This is a genomic window from Gemmatimonadota bacterium (assembly GCA_026702745.1).
In the GTDB taxonomy this organism is placed as follows: Bacteria; JAAXHH01; JAAXHH01; order JAAXHH01; family JAAXHH01; genus JAAXHH01.
Map to the genome: position 1 here is coordinate 50,249 of JAPPBT010000066.1, position 14,906 is coordinate 65,154.

Consider the following 14,906-nt stretch of genomic DNA (forward strand, 5'->3'; position numbering starts at 1 on the left):
CCCGGTATTGATCTACGGACGAACATGGCTGTTGGCACTGTTGGCGGCGTGTTTATTCGTGGCGCCCACCAGTACCGGGATCCTCGCCCAGGACGCGGACGACCCGGACTCCCTTCAGATCGAATACGTCTTCGAAGAATTGACGGTGACCGGTTCCCGAATCCGGGGCGAGGCGGAAGGTTCGACGGCCCCGGTGGTCATCCTCGCCCGCGAGGAGATCCGGGCCCGGGGGCTCGCCTCCGTGGGGGACGTCCTCCAGTCGCTCACGGTCCAATCAAACGCCACCAACACCCAGGCGAATTACAGCGGTGACGGGGCCACCCGCATCAGCCTCCGCGGACTCGGCGCCCAAAGGACGCTGGTCCTGGTCAATGGCCGCAGGTTCGTGCCCGGCGGCCTCGGCGCGGACGGCGCGGTCGATCTGAATTCCCTCCCATCCACTGTCATTGAACGGATCGAAGTGCTTAAGGACGGTGCCTCCGCGGTCTACGGCTCCGACGCCGTTGGCGGAGTCGTCAACGTCATCACACGATCGGACCTGGACGGCGTGGAATTCGAGGCCTACCAGGGCGTATCGGGTGCTGGAGACGGCGCGGCCATAGACCTGGCTTTTTCCGCGGGCATCGGAAGAGACCGGGGAAACATCCTGTTTTCCGCGGGGTACCACGACCAACGGCCGGTCTGGACCTACGAGCGTAGTTTCAGCGAAGCCGACAAAAGCTACAACTGGACGAAAAACGACGGATCCTTCACGACGAGCGGCAGTTCGGCGACGCCGGAAGGCCATATCATCGACCGTTCGGGCGCGGCGGGGAACGACGCGTGGAAGGCGGTCAACACGGCGGCTGGTGACGAAGCCGGCGACTACTTCCTCGATCCGTCCATGGGCTGGCGGCCCTTCAATTACGCGGGGAACTCACTGGACGGCACCGGCGACCTCTACAACTACCAGCCCGAAAACTACATCTTTACGCCACAAAAACGGTACACCACGTTCCTCGGCGGCACGCACCGGTTAAGCGACCGGCTGCGGCCGTTCTTCGAGGTGGTGTATACCAACCGGCAGTCCGAACAGAAGCTTGCGCCGACCCCGCTCTTCACCATCGAAGAAGGCACGCCGGTCTCGGCGGGCAACCGGTACAATGCGTTCGGGCGGGACTTCGTGGACGTGCGGCGCCGCTTCGTGGAAGCCGGCAACCGGATCTTCAACCAGGACCTCAGCACCTTCCGCATCGTACTGGGCGTCAAGAGCCGCCTCGCAAGCTTCGACTCGGACGTCTTCTATGCCTTCGGGCGCACCTCCGGAACCACGGTCAACCGGGGCCGGTTCATCCGGAGCAATCTCACGAGGGCGCTGGGGCCGGACGAGGAATGCACGGGGAACTGCGTCCCCCTCGATATATTGCACGGCGCCGGGACCATCACGCCGGAGATGCTGGCCTATATCCAGTACACCGGCGTTGCCCGGGGCTACACGCAGCAGAAGATCCTGCAGTGGAACCTGACGGGCGACCTGGCGGAACTCACGCACGGTCCGCTGTCCGTGGCCGCGGGCGTGTCCTCGCGCTGGGAGTCCGGCGCCTATACGCCCGATCCCGTTACGGCTTCGGGCAACACCACAGGGTTTCGAACCGAAGCGACCGAGGGGGACTTCTCGGTCCGCGCCCTGTACGGTGAGTCCCGGCTGCCGGTTTACCGCGGGAACGGCATCGGGTTCCACCTGAACGCAGCGGGAAGGGCGTTTCACTACGATTCCTTCGGTGCAGGGCTGACCTACGAGACCGGAGCGGGGGTGGAACTGCCCCGGGGCCTGACGCTGCGGGCCACCTACTCCAACGCCTTCCGTGCTCCCGGCATCGCCGAGATGTTCCTCGGTGCGAACGACGTGTTTCCCCTGGTGAGCGACCCCTGCAGCGTGGTGGACGAAGCGGGCAACCCGAGGGAGCTTACCTCGCAGCAGCGGCGGAACTGCGCCGCCGCGGGCGTCCCGTCAGGGTTGAGGGACACCCGCGCCCAGTTGCGGGCACGGGAGGGCGGGTCGACCGAACTCGAACCGGAGCGCGCGGGGATGATCACGGCAGGCATGCGCTACCGCCCCGGTTTCGCACCGGACCTCCAGCTCGACCTGAACTACTACCGGAACCGGATCGAGGACGAGATCGGATCCCTCCCCGCGGGCGTCATCCTGAGCAATTGCTACTCGCAGGACAACCCCGCCAGTTGCGGTCAGATCGTCCGGGACCCCGCTACGAAGCTGATCTCCCACATCGTGCAGACCAATACCAACGTCGGCGAGACCGAGACCGCCGGACTGGACCTGGAAGCTGCATACAACGGAAACACCTCCTGGGGCATCCTGTCGGCGCGGCTGGAGGCCAACCTGCTGTTCCGGTACGACCAGTTCATTCCCGCGGCCGGCGGCACGGAGGTGATCAAGGCCAGGGGATACTACGACGTGGGCGTGTTTCCCCGGTGGCGCCACAGCGCCGCGCTGGACCTCAAGTGGCGGCGCGCCTCGGCGGGACTCACGTGGGAATACACCGGTGGTTTCGTGGAGTGCGAGGACAACGACTGCAAGGGCCTGTACCGGGCTGACGTCGTCGAGACGCCGGCCTACAGGGATGTGGAGTCCAACAGCGTACTCGGCCTTCGAGGAACGTACAGACTGTTTACCGGGGCGGGCGGTACCGTGCTGACCCTGGGGATGAACAACGTGTTCAACCAGCCGCCCGCGGTGGTCTTCAACGGGCTGCTGGGGACCTCGGATTTCTCCACCTACGATTACATGGGCCGGTACCTGTACCTGCGGGTGTCGCACTTTCTGTGAGCGGTGGGAGGACTTGGTGTTGGAGACAAATCACTGAAATCCTACTTGAGTACGTTGGTGACTGATCTGCAGGCCCGTTAACTCGAACTTCGTTTCTTCACAACTTCTGCTATGCTTCCGAAATCTGAGGGATGAGTACGCTTAAGTATCTGAACGCCGATTCTATCACTGCCTTTCCGCATCAGACGATATGGTCTCTGTAATCATACTAGTATCATCACCCTCTGCTTCATCAGGAGTCTGTTTAGGATCACGTTTATCAATAGATGGTGGAGGGGGTACCCACTTACGTAGGTTCTGGCCGATGCGGTCATAGAATCCGGGAATCGCTTTTTCGAGGTCTTCAATGAATGTTGACCGGCCGGAAAACCGACCCGCTAGATCTGAAATGACCAAAACCTCAAAAGAAACCGGAACAGCGCCAGGTCGATCTATTTCCAAACTTCCTGGATTTTCTTGAACCTTCTGCAAAACAGCCTGCGTAGACTGACTACGTCCTGACCAGTACGCACGAACGAATACATCATCTCCTTCAACATTGCGCAATTGGCGTAAAATCCAGTTAACCCTTGATATGGCTCTCTTCCTATCGCCGGGGGCCGCCAACTTCATCGAACAAGAAATCGTCCTTCTTTGAAGATTCACGACAACTTCTAAGTCACTGGCGGCATTAGGAATCGAGAATCCGGATGTTAACTCGTTGTCACTAACAAGAGAATCACAGGCGTCCCTTAGTCTAAGTGCTGTATCGGTTCGGTATTTACGAGGAAGGCGTATATCGACCCGTTCACCGATACGGCGTGTCAGTATCAAGCAGACATCTCTTTCCTCCTGATGCCAACTTGCAACAGTGTTTTCAATCTCAGGCGATGTTCTTTGAAACTGTTCGCCATGTCTGATACCTAGAACGAGTTGACGCCACTCCCTGTTCATTTGGTCAAATCGCTTGACTCCTGAATTCGAATGTTCGAAGTATCGAACCATTTCCTCCAAGATGAAACGTTGTTCCGCAGTCAGATCCTCACTGTCTTTTAACGTCAGCATGGCTTGCGTACGAATGCTCGTCCACGAAACGTGATAAAACTCCAGTTTTCGAGACAGGCGCTTGGGAACGGAATAGGGAATATGTGTAGGCAACGGGACGAGTTGATTTGAAAGTGTAATCACTGTGTTGATCCCATGCGAACGTGCGACCTCGCCATATCTAAGGACTTGTTCTTCGTCAATCTCTGCATTATCAACTTTCGCCTCAAACAACGCAGTCCATTGTACGTTGCTGCGACTAGTAACATTTAAAACACCATCTGGCCGTTCAGTACGATTCGGGTCTGACGTTGGAAAGACTACCTCCGTGTAACTGTCAACATCTGAAGTCTTTCCAACTCTGACACCACAGAATCCTAGTAATTGCGCGGCGAACGGTCTTACAGCACCTAACACTGCCAGCAATACCGATACCAACTTCTCTTCTTTTCGAGACTCAGCGAGACTAGGGATCAACCTCGCACGTTTGGCATTGCACAAGACTTCATCGAGCGAATTCATAGATACTCCAATCGTTTGAATCGAGTTAGGAGTCTATTGTGTAGACGGAACAAACATCACACTAACTACCGCAATTCCAAGTAGTTAATCCTTAAACGATCCTGCAGGTGGATCGGACTTTTAATCTCGATTTGGTGGAGTTTGCTCTTCATCAGGTTTGATTCCCAAGCTGTCCTTTGAGTCTTTATCATTTTCCGGAGTCTTACTATCCGATTCTGTGGACGACTCCGGCTTTTCCCGACCTTCTTCAGTCCCTTCCCCTTCATCGTCGGTATCCCGCCCGACGGACTCGTCAGATCCGCCGGTCTCGTCCGCACTGGTCTCGTCCGTTTCCGCCTCTTCCTGATCTACCTCGTCACTCTCCGCAGGGCCATCATCGCCTTTTTGGCCGTCCTGGTCCGGCTTGTCAGGCTTGTCCTCCGGCTCTTCGGAGTACCCCATCTCGACATCGTAGTCGTAGATGAACTCGTCGTCATCAGGCCAGTAGCCTCTGCCGGTACGCTGCTCGCCAGCCGGGGTCGACGCATCGCGGGGAAGGGTCGGGGTATCGGGCTCGCCGGTGGTCAGCGCGGGCCGCTCCCCGTCGTCTTCACCGCCACCGCCTTCTCCACCACCGTCACCGTCGTCATCCCCCTCCTCCTCCTCTTCCGCCTCTTCGGCTTTCCTGCGGCTGCGGCCGATCAGCGCGGCGATCCCCATGCTGATGAAATACAGCACCACCAGCGGAATCGCCACGAGGGTCTGGGTGTAGGGATCGCCGGTGGGCGTGATGACGGCCGCGGCGATGAATATGACGACCAGCGCGATGCGCCACACCCGTTTGAGCACGCCGGCATTCAGGATGCGAAGCCAGGTCAGAAAGGCCACCACGGCCGGCATCTGGAACACGACGCCCATGATGAGTACCATCTTGTTTACGAGTCCGATATAGAACCCGATGTCCCACTGGGGCTTGATGTCCGGTACATGGAGCTGCACGAAAAACCGGACCATGACCGGAATCAGGACGTAAAAGGCGAAGGCCGCGCCGACGAGGAACAGGACGCAGCAGAAGAAGATGACGAGGGGAACGTACTTCTTCTCCTTGTCAAGCAGGCCGGGCGATATGAATGTCCAGAGCTGGTAGAGGACGTAGGGCAGTACGAGGGCGAATCCCAGCAGCAGCGAGATGTTCACCCTGGCCGTGAACATGCCGGCCGGCCGGATGGCCTGAATTTCGATCTCGGTCTTGAGGTTTTCCTGGAAGGTCGGCGAGAGCAGAAAATTGATGATGTAGTCGGCAAAGGTGAAGCAGAGGACCATGCCGACCAGGATGGCGAGTACGGACTTCAGTATGGCCCTGCGAAGCTCTTCGAGATGTTCCAGGAAGGACATCTCGCCGCTGCGGATTTTCGCTGGGGACATGGCTGATCCTCTCGCCGGCAAGTACTTGCGATAACGCGCGGTAAGTAAGCCAGGACAATGGTTCCTGTCAAGCAAATCCCCCGTATCCTCCGCCTCCAACGGCCTTGACGAGGACAGGTTTCGAACATAGTTTTATCGAGTCGTTTCAGAGGATTCCGCAGGGGTTGCAGCGGGCTGCGGATCATGGACTCCGACAGGTCTCGATCTGCCGCCGGGAGCCGCCGAAGCATGGACGACAACGGGTTGGTCAGAGGCGTCATTCTGATTGCGAACTGCGATGAAACCGGGCCTTCCGAATGGGATGGCCGCCCGGATCTGCTCCTTCCCCTGGCCAACAAGCCGCTTGTCGAGTGGATGCTGTCTGAATATGCACGGGCCGGGATTCGGGAAACGCTCATCGCGGCCGGACGGGACACCGGGGAAATCGCGGCGCGGTGTGGCAACGGAGCGCGGTGGGGCATGTCCCTCGCCTATCTGGATGCTCGGGATGCACGAGACGCACGGGATGCCCGGGACGCACGGGATGCACCGGCCGGGCGGCGCCTGCATGAACGCATCAGGGAAGTGGTGGAGTTTGCGGAAGACGCGCCGATCCTGGTATCTTCCGGTCCTCTGCTGCTGGAATCCGAGGTTTACGGGCAACTTGTACAAACGTATTGCGAGCGCCGACCATGTGGGATCCGTGCGGGGCGAAGTTCCGGGCACTCCTCCGGAACGTCGCGAGAGGCCGCTGAGCATACCCATATCTATGTAATGACGCCCCGGATCTGCGAAGCCCTGGAAGACTTTGACGTCCACAACTATACATTGAATAGTCTGTTTGACGTGGCGCTTGATGGTCTCGCCGATCGCGGCGAAACCGTGCTGAGTATAAATGTCGACCATCCGCCTTACGACGTGAGATCGCCTGAGGCGTACCTGGCATCGAACGAACGGCTTCTTGCATCACGCCCGGAATGCATGAGGACGGGATTGCCGGAGATCATGGACGACAACTTCTCGTCTCCGAATCTCGTGATGCGACCGCCGGTTATCGTCGACGATTCCGCCGAACTCGAACGTTGCCGCATCGGCCCCGGCGTCAGTATCGGCCCCGAAGCTCGCATCGGTCACGGCGCGGCCATCGAACACAGCGTCATCATGGCGGGCTCGGATATCGGCGACGGCGCATCGATCTCCTATGCGGTCATCGGCAGAAACGCCGGCGTCGAGAACCGGGCCATCCTGCATGGAAGGGCGGACCGCGTGATCGTCGTCCGGTCCGATTAGATCAAATCGTCCATTCACACTACCGTCACAACCACGATCCTCAAGCAACCATGTCCCATCTCACCCTAGGCACGGCCGGACATGTCGACCACGGCAAGAGCGCCCTGGTGGAAGCGCTGACCGGCGTTCATCCCGATCGCCTCAAGGAGGAACGTGACCGGGGCATGACGATCGACCTCGGTTTCGCCTTCATGCCCCTGAGCGACGGGCGGGAAGTCCCCATCGTCGACGTCCCGGGCCACGAGCGGTTTCTCAAGACCATGGTCGCCGGAGTGAGCGGCATACACCTCGTCCTCTTCGTCGTGGCCGCCGACGAGGGCGTCATGCCCCAGACTGTTGAACACCTGGGCACGGTAAGGTACATGGGCGTCGATGCGGGCATCGTCGTCCTGACGAAATGCGACCTGGTCGACGAGGAATGGCTGATGCTCGTGGAGGACGACGTGAAGTCGCTCGTGACCGGCTCGTTCCTGGAGGACGCGCCGGTCGTCCGGGTTTCGTCGGTAACGGGCCAGGGGATCGGCCGGCTGAAGGAGATCATCGAAGACCGGCTTGCCGGACTGTCCGTCGAAGAGGACGCCGGATACTTCCGCATGCCCGTGGATCGGGTTTTCAGCATGAAGGGCTTCGGCACGGTCATCGCCGGTACCGTCCTGTCGGGAAGCCTGGCGCGGGATTCGAACGCGGAATTGCTTCCGGCCGGGACGCCTTTGCGGATCCGGGGCATGCAGACCCACAACGACACCGTGGACCGCGCCGTCAAAGGACAGCGGGTCGCGCTGAACGTCTCGAATGTCAAGACGGCCGACATTCAGCGTGGCGATGAGCTGGGCGCGCCGGGTTATCTGCTCCCGACCATGATGACCGATTCCACGATGCAGTGCCTGGAGTCTCTGGAAGCACCGCTGAAGAACCGGCAGCGCGTTCGCCTGCACAAGGGCACGAGCGAGACCATCGGCAGGCTGATCCTGCTCGACCGCGACGAACTCGCACCGGGCGAGACGGGATACGTGCAGCTTCGCCTGGAGAATCCCATCGTGGCCGAACGCAACGAGCGCTTTATCATTCGCGGGTTTTCATCCATGCGGCTGCTCGGTGGCGGCCGTTTCGTGGAGGTCTATCCTCAGAAGAATCGCCGTTTCCGCCGGCCCGTGCTGGACTACCTGGAAGCGGTGACCGGCGCGGAGCCGGATGTCCTGATCGAACGGGTCATGGGGCATGCGCACGGCGCACAGGGGCTTAAGTCCATGGAGGACCTCGTTCGATCCACGAACCTGAATGCCGAAGTGCTGAAACAATGCCTGACGCGGCTGGTGGTAAAGGGCGAACTCATCCGGTTCCCGGACCACCGGTTTCTCCACCGGGAGGGATACGCGGGCCTGAAGGACGAACTGGTCAAACTGCTCGAAAAGATGCACCGCACCCAACGGCTGAAGGAAACGCTGCCCAAGGACGCCCCCAGGCTGCAGCTGTCCTGGGAACCTTCCGATGCCGTCTACGACGGGCTGCTCAACGACCTCGACGCGGAAGGCCGGATCGCGCTGTCCGGCCGGTCGGTCCGCCTGTCCACTCACACGGTCAAGCTGAACGCCCGGGAGAAACGCATACTCGAGGCGTTCGAGGAACTGGGCGCGGTCGAGCCTCCTGTCGTTTTCTCCATGAACGATCTGGTGCAGGTCATGGAGGATCGGTCGATGATCACCCAGGATTTACGGGTTGATCTGAAAGCGGACGCGGATATGATTAGAAGCATGGCCGGGTATGCACAGGATCAGGAGATTTTCGTCGAGTTCGCGGACCGGCAGGTCATGCATCACCGGGCGCTCGATTCGGTCAGGCAACGGTTGGTGACCTACTTGGAATCTCACGGCACCGTACGCGCGTCCGAGTTCCGCGGTCACCTGGGCATCTCCAGGGCACACGCCACCGCGTTGCTGGATTACTTCTGCGACCTGGGCGTCACCAACCGGGAGTCCGGCACCCACAGGCTGGCGGAAGGGACTGAGTGAGATAGCAGAAGCAGCATGCAGGGGAGTGTATGGGTTGCTGGTGCGCCTCACGGACTTCAAATCCGATGGCGGGCCCTAAACAGGTCCGTGGTGGGTTCGATTCCCACACGCTCCCCCCAAATATAGGTTTTCCTGCCTCTTCCTTTATCTTCTTAAGTGATTCTATAACTTCCCCGAATAGCCCATTAAATAGGGTAGTTCGGGGTTTTTCTTTTTTCATTTATTTACGTGCTTGTTCCTTAGGATATTCGTATATGCCAGGAAGAATCGCTGGGACAATTTTGGTACAGAACTGGAGGTAGCCTCATGAAAACACTCACCGCAACCCAGGTGAAATCACTAAAGTAGCCTGGCCTGCCTGCATCGTGCCGATGTTGGGCTGTATCTGAGCATTAATTCATCCGGCTGTCGTTCATGGAACCAGCGGGAAAAATCCACGGGAAACGGCGATACCGCGTCGTACTGCGTTACGATCCATCTGAATGACCGCCACGGCCGAGAGGATAACGACCAGGGCCAGGGCGAATCCCACACGAGCCTGATTCTGTTCGGCACTTAATGTTGCGTTCTGGCCATGCTCACCACCTCAAAGGTTTCAATGGCTCTCCGTGGAGTATCCCAAGACGGTTAACAGCTCTGCACGGTCTCGTTGATCTCGGCGATCTGCGCCTTGACGGCGGCGATGCGCTCGCACGCGGCGCGAGGGTCGATCGTGGATTCGTAGGTGTTGAAGGTGTGGACTTCGATTCTTCTCATCAGGTCCTGGTTACGTTCCATCAGAAGCTGCATGTACCCAACTTCAAATTCAGCATCCCCGTCCTTGAATACTCCACCAATTCGCGGTTTTACTTAAATGTAAAAACCGCCTGCCCCTTTCAGTGAGCAACTCAAGTTGCTTCCTACTTGGGACAGGCGGGAAGGTTGTTCCATGGTGACCAGATACAAATGCACTGGGGCGACAGGTTTTACTATACAGCCCCGTGTCGGGATCTCTCCGGGGGCCACCCGGGAACGCGGCTGGCGGCTTTAACCCTGGCGGACTATCGCCGCCAGCCAATCCGGACTCTGTCAGCGCCCTTTCTACGGGCCCGGATTATCCCGAATGCTTACGGCGTCAGTTCGGTGCCGCTTTGACCGTCGTATTGAAACGCAAGCGAACAGGCTTAGCACCTGTCGACATTAACGTAATGATAGTCGACCGTGTACCAGCGCTCAAAGCAGTATCGCCGGTCAACGCCCCAACAGGAGTAACAGTGACTACAGCACCCGCTTCAGTCGTAGGGGCTACTGGTGTGTTAACAGTGGCCACGGTTTCGTCAGACGACATTACGGTAACAGACCCCGCGATGCGTTCTGATGATATTGCGTCATAGAGATCCACTGTAAAGGTAATCGTCGCCGGATCCCAAGCAGGCGCATCATCACCAAGATCGGCTTCAAAAGTGTTGTTGGGCACAGACGAATCAGACGCTGTTATAAGCCTGGTCGTAACCTGGCCACTGACTACTACGTCGATGTCTTTGCTTGCAGGGTCGCCGAGTTCGCCTTCACCCATGACCATAACCGTGACCATAGTTTCGCCAGCCCCCCTGCCGGTAATGATAGCAGAATGGGTCTTTATATCCTTGGCGGGCTTGTAGTTGTGGTCCCGGAGTGCGACGGTGGCCACAGAACCGTTGCCGTGTGTCCACTTGAAACCGCCGCGCGGCGTAAGCGGATCGTTATTCTTATCACGGGCTACAGCCTGAATCACGTTATAAGATTCGTCCGCAGCCAAGAACAACTCTGCGTCCTGAGGCGCGAGGTCATCTTCCGCGACGGTTTTGGTCTTGTCAGCGTCGCCCTGATGGAGGGTGATCTTCGTGATGGGATTGGTGACCGTGTAGTTAAGGTCGCCAGCTATGCCAACGAGCGCAGCCGTGGCCCTGATGACGGTATTACCCACCTTGGCGGCCTCCAGCATGGCCATGCTGGAGTCGTCTGCGTCCACTTCCGTGTTTACGGCGTTGTCCGGGTCCTTGTGCTCGGTCATCGTAACTTCGATACTCTCAAGTATCTTTTCACTCTGAGAGCGGACAACGGCACGGACCATGCGCTCTTCGCCGATTCTTAGGGTCTTCTGAAAGCCTCCACCTACATCGGCTTCCGCGGCCTTCGCGTCACCTATAATAAAGGCGATATGGTCAGCTTGAGCGATTTCGGTAATGTCGATGCCCGGTATTCCTGTCTCACCGGGTTCACCCGCCGGACCCTGAGGACCTGCCGGACCCGTTTCACCCGTGTCGCCCTTTTCACCTTGAGGACCCTGAGGACCTGCCGGACCCGTTTCACCCGTTTCACCCGTGTCGCCCTTTTCACCTTGAGGACCCTGGGGACCTGCCGGACCCTGCGGACCTGCTGGGCCTGCTGCACCATCATGTCCATCATGGCCAGCCGGACCCGCCGGACCTGCCGGACCAGTCGCACCTGCCGGACCGGTTGCACCCGTCTTGCCTTCGCATCCCATTATGGACAATGCAAACGCAATAAATATGACTATGAGGTAGTGCATTATCTTCTCCTCGTTACGTGAAAAATCAGTACTTGAAGTTCAATTACGGCGCTGCTCAAACATTTACCATAGGCCCTCCATGTGAGTTTAGAAATTTCGATAAAGCCAGTTAATGACTGCTGTACAACTTCTGATTGAACGACATGTTGCACTTGGCATAATCACTTATTGGAACATCAAACTCGTGCATCGAACTTCTCAGTTAGGCGCCTGGCACGTACATGACTGAAAAACCCTGTCGTCGCTTTGAACTGATGGCTGTGCTTAATGGTATTAAATAACTGTGACATTATTGGCACCGCCACATAAAAAAACGTCTATTTATTAATTTTTTATAACCATATTGCGATTTTGGTGAATTTCTTATTAACACTCTGAATTGATGTCAATTTCGGCACGGCCTGCCGGGCGTTTTTCCTGGGTCCATTTAGCCGCTGGCGGACCACGATCTGCCTCTGGACTGCGATTTATATGGCATCTTCCGGAACCTTGTCGCTGACGCACCAAGAGCACGACCGTACCTGGGTGTTATGTGTCGCTAAGAACCGACTGCAATCCGTGCCATATAAAATACGTGTAACTACGGGGTCGTGGGCGGTAAAATCATATTATTTTATAAATTTATTGTAATCTTTTTGTCGAATTAGTGTATATATTGTAAACAACCTGGGATGGAGTCCGAAATCAGCATGACTCTCGTGTGCCGTTTACTGGTTTGCACCGAATGGCTCCGATATGATCGGGAGCTGTAATTAGGTCACTTAACAGGGGTTATTAACGACTGAAGACCAGAAACCACAAATCCAAGGCGGGGAGATGGAAAACTCGGACACGTTGAAGTCGGAGATAAAGGCGCTCAGGGAACGGCTCTCCAGATTGCGCAAGGCGAGCCAGCGCATCAGCGAGAGCCCCGACACGGGTGCCGTCCTTCGAGAGGTCGTAATGGACGCCTGTACACTGACGGGTGCCGGAATCGGCGGGATAACGACTCGGGACGGCTCGGGAAAGATGTTTGATTTCGTCACCCACGGCCTGAGCCCCAACGAGCAGCGGAAGCTTGTGGACCTGCCCCAGTGGGCAAGGCTTTGGGATTACCTGAGAGCTTTGCCGGTGCCGCTCAGGTTGAAAGATCTGGCGTCTCACCTGGCATCACTCGAGTTGCCCGGGCATGCCCTCATGGAACGGAGCTTTATGAGCATGCCCGTACGCCATCAGGGCGAGCCCGTTGGCATCTTCTATTTGCTCGGTAAGGAAGACGCCCAGGAGTTCACCATAGAGGACGAAGAGATCTTTGTGCTTTTCGCGTCCCTGTCCGGTGCGGCGATTGCTAACTCGTGCAAGCTTTTGGACGAACAGCAGGCAAGGGCCAAGCTGGAAGCGCTGATAGAGACCACCCCCGTTGGCGTCGTGGTCATCGACGCCCGGAGCGGGACGCTGTTGTCGATCAACCGGGAATCGCGCCGCATCGTCGGCGATCTGTGCAAGCCGGGACAACCGGCCGAGGAGTTGCTGAAAGTCGTAGAGGTGCATCGGGCGAACGGGTACGAGATCGTAAATGAAGGGTATCTGCTCGATTGGCTCCTGGGCGATGCCGAGACGATCCGCGCGGAGGAGATCACCATCAAGGTCCCGGACGGCAGAAAGGTCACGGCCCTGATCAACGCGACCGCCATCGTTTCGGATACGGGCGAGGTGGCGTCCGTCGTGGTCACGATGCAGGACATGACGCCGCTGGAAGAACTGGAGCGGCAGCGCAGTGAGTTCATGAGCTTGGTGAGCCACGAACTGACGGCTCCGCTCTCCACGATCAAGGGATGTACCACCACGGCGGTGGATTCCTCGTCCATACTGAGCACGGCCGAGTCGGAACTGTTCTTTCGCATCATAGACATCCAGGCCGATCACATGCGCAAGCTGATCAGGGACCTGATGGACTCGACGAAGATTGAGACGGGTTCGCTTACATTGTCTACCGAACCGGAAGAGCTGGTCGCCATGGTGGAAAAGGCCCGGAACAAATTCATTGAAGGCGGCCGACGGAATCCAGTGCAGATCGACCTGTCTCCCGACCTGCCGAGGGTACGGGCGGACCAGCACCGCATCGTCCAGGTGCTCGTGAACCTGCTGACCAATGCGGCGAGGCATTCGCCCGATTCAGCGACGATAGAGGTGGCGGCACGGCTGAAGAGCGTCTATGTGGAGGTATCGGTCGTGGACGAGGGACCCGGCATACCGACCGAACGCATGCCGCACCTGTTCAGGAAGTATGCCCGAAGCGGCGGCGAAGACCGCGGGGTAGGGGTGGACCTCGGCCTGGCGATATGCAAGGGGTTGGTGGAAGCCCACGGCGGGCGCATCTGGGCCGATAGCGAGGGTACGGGAATGGGCACTCGGTTCACCTTCTCGATTCCCGCGGTGGAGGAGGCCAGGACTGATGCCGGGCAGGCGCCGGGCAGGATGCGGCCTCAATTCGTTCAAGGCGATTCGGGGAAGCCCCTGGTCCTCGTGGTGGACGACGACACCCAGGCGCTGGGATATATACGGGAGACCGTGGAAAAAGCGGGATATCGAACGGCGGTGACCGGTGATCCGGAGAAGGTGAATGGAATGGTCGAAATCCACCAGCCGGACCTGGTGCTGCTGGACCTGCTCCTTCCCGGCACGGATGGCATCGAACTGATGAAGAACCTGCCGGAAAAGTCTGACCGGCCGGTGATTTTCCTGTCCGCCTACGGACGGGACGAGACGATCGCCCGGGCCCTGGAACTCGGCGCCGCGGACTATATCGTCAAACCGTTTTCGCCAACGGAACTAATCGCCCGGATCCAGGCCGCGCTTCGCAGGCATACCGGTCCGCCCGAACCGTTCCAGGCGGGCGGCCTGGTCATCAACTACGAAGAAAGGCGCGTCGAACTGAAAGGCACGCCCCTGCGGCTGACGGCCACCGAATACGATCTGCTGCGCGTCCTCTCGACCCACGCCGGCCGGATCGTGACCTACGACAAGTTGCTGAGCAGCGTCTGGCAAATGCGCAACTCGGTCGATGCGCGGGTGGTGCGCGTTTTCGTGAAAAGGTTGCGGCGCATGCTGGGAGATGACGCGAAGAACCCGACGTACATATTCACCGAGCCCCGGGTTGGGTACAGAATGGCCAGGCCGGACGACCTGAGGGAGCGGTTGAGTTCGCCACGTTGATTACCCGTTTTTTCTTTCCAATCGAAAGTCCAACCTGCCGGAATGAATGGCCTCCGCTCCCTTGCTTCGGACGCCGAATGTTCCAACCCGGGGACGCCTGTCCGCC

General features: G+C 58.4%; 8 protein-coding genes, 1 tRNA gene and 1 pseudogene. 5 read left to right on the top strand and 5 right to left on the bottom strand.

Translation table 11 applies throughout. The annotated features are described in order from the left end of the window. Nucleotides 1-58 precede the first annotated feature (58 nt). A complete protein-coding gene (locus tag OXH56_11395; GenBank protein MCY3555910.1) occupies nucleotides 59-2,827 on the top strand; it encodes a TonB-dependent receptor in 2,769 nt (922 codons plus the stop codon). Nucleotides 2,828-2,992: 165 nt separating this feature from the next. Here OXH56_11395 and OXH56_11400 read toward each other — a convergent pair whose 3' ends face one another. Together OXH56_11400 and tatC are read right to left on the bottom strand one after the other, a co-directional pair. Further along, complete coding sequence (locus OXH56_11400) at nucleotides 2,993-4,372, bottom strand: hypothetical protein (GenBank protein ID MCY3555911.1); 1,380 nt, start codon at nucleotides 4,370-4,372, stop codon at nucleotides 2,993-2,995. 120 nt (nucleotides 4,373-4,492) lie between these two features. Continuing rightward, the gene (gene tatC / locus OXH56_11405; protein MCY3555912.1) at nucleotides 4,493-5,776 is read right to left on the bottom strand and encodes a twin-arginine translocase subunit TatC; all 1,284 of its coding nucleotides are present in this window, start codon (nucleotides 5,774-5,776) and stop codon (nucleotides 4,493-4,495) included. A gap of 228 nt (nucleotides 5,777-6,004) precedes the next feature. Between tatC and OXH56_11410 the strand changes: the two genes are divergently transcribed. The 3 genes from OXH56_11410 (at nucleotide 6,005) to OXH56_11420 (ending at nucleotide 9,173) form a co-directional block, all read left to right on the top strand. Next, complete coding sequence (locus OXH56_11410; GenBank protein ID MCY3555913.1) at nucleotides 6,005-7,045, top strand: NDP-sugar synthase; 1,041 nt, start codon at nucleotides 6,005-6,007, stop codon at nucleotides 7,043-7,045. 50 nt (nucleotides 7,046-7,095) lie between these two features. Then, nucleotides 7,096-9,054, top strand: a complete 1,959-nt coding sequence (gene selB / locus OXH56_11415) for a selenocysteine-specific translation elongation factor (GenBank protein ID MCY3555914.1) — start codon at nucleotides 7,096-7,098, stop codon at nucleotides 9,052-9,054. Nucleotides 9,055-9,075: 21 nt separating this feature from the next. Beyond that, nucleotides 9,076-9,173 (top strand) — tRNA-Sec (locus tag OXH56_11420). Between the two features lie 508 nt (nucleotides 9,174-9,681). On the opposite strand, the gene OXH56_11425 is transcribed toward OXH56_11420, so the two are convergent. The 3 genes and pseudogenes from OXH56_11425 to OXH56_11435 form a co-directional block, all read right to left on the bottom strand. Then, nucleotides 9,682-9,831 (bottom strand): hypothetical protein, encoded by a 150-nt coding sequence (locus OXH56_11425; protein ID MCY3555915.1) that lies wholly within the window; start codon nucleotides 9,829-9,831, stop codon nucleotides 9,682-9,684. A gap of 337 nt (nucleotides 9,832-10,168) precedes the next feature. After that, nucleotides 10,169-11,086 carry a hypothetical protein gene (locus tag OXH56_11430; GenBank protein ID MCY3555916.1) on the bottom strand — a complete coding sequence of 306 codons (918 nt, stop codon included), beginning with the start codon at nucleotides 11,084-11,086 and terminating at the stop codon, nucleotides 10,169-10,171. Between the two features lie 189 nt (nucleotides 11,087-11,275). Further along, nucleotides 11,276-11,548: pseudogene (locus tag OXH56_11435) on the bottom strand (hypothetical protein). A gap of 873 nt (nucleotides 11,549-12,421) precedes the next feature. Between OXH56_11435 and OXH56_11440 the strand changes: the two are divergent. Then, nucleotides 12,422-14,800 carry a response regulator gene (locus OXH56_11440; protein MCY3555917.1) on the top strand — a complete coding sequence of 793 codons (2,379 nt, stop codon included), beginning with the start codon at nucleotides 12,422-12,424 and terminating at the stop codon, nucleotides 14,798-14,800. The last annotated feature ends 106 nt before the right edge of the window (nucleotides 14,801-14,906 follow it).

Bases quoted from the DNA above. Each gene is read 5' to 3' on its own strand.
- OXH56_11400 (MCY3555911.1), bottom strand. From the start codon at position 4,372: ATGAATTCGCTCGATGAAGTCTTGTGCAATGCCAAACGTGCGAGGTTG.
- tatC (MCY3555912.1), bottom strand. From the start codon at position 5,776: ATGTCCCCAGCGAAAATCCGCAGCGGCGAGATGTCCTTCCTGGAACAT.
- OXH56_11410 (MCY3555913.1), top strand. From the start codon at position 6,005: ATGGACGACAACGGGTTGGTCAGAGGCGTCATTCTGATTGCGAACTGC.
- selB (MCY3555914.1), top strand. From the start codon at position 7,096: ATGTCCCATCTCACCCTAGGCACGGCCGGACATGTCGACCACGGCAAG.
- OXH56_11425 (MCY3555915.1), bottom strand. From the start codon at position 9,831: ATGGAACGTAACCAGGACCTGATGAGAAGAATCGAAGTCCACACCTTC.
- OXH56_11430 (MCY3555916.1), bottom strand. From the start codon at position 11,086: ATGACCGAGCACAAGGACCCGGACAACGCCGTAAACACGGAAGTGGAC.
- OXH56_11440 (MCY3555917.1), top strand. From the start codon at position 12,422: ATGGAAAACTCGGACACGTTGAAGTCGGAGATAAAGGCGCTCAGGGAA.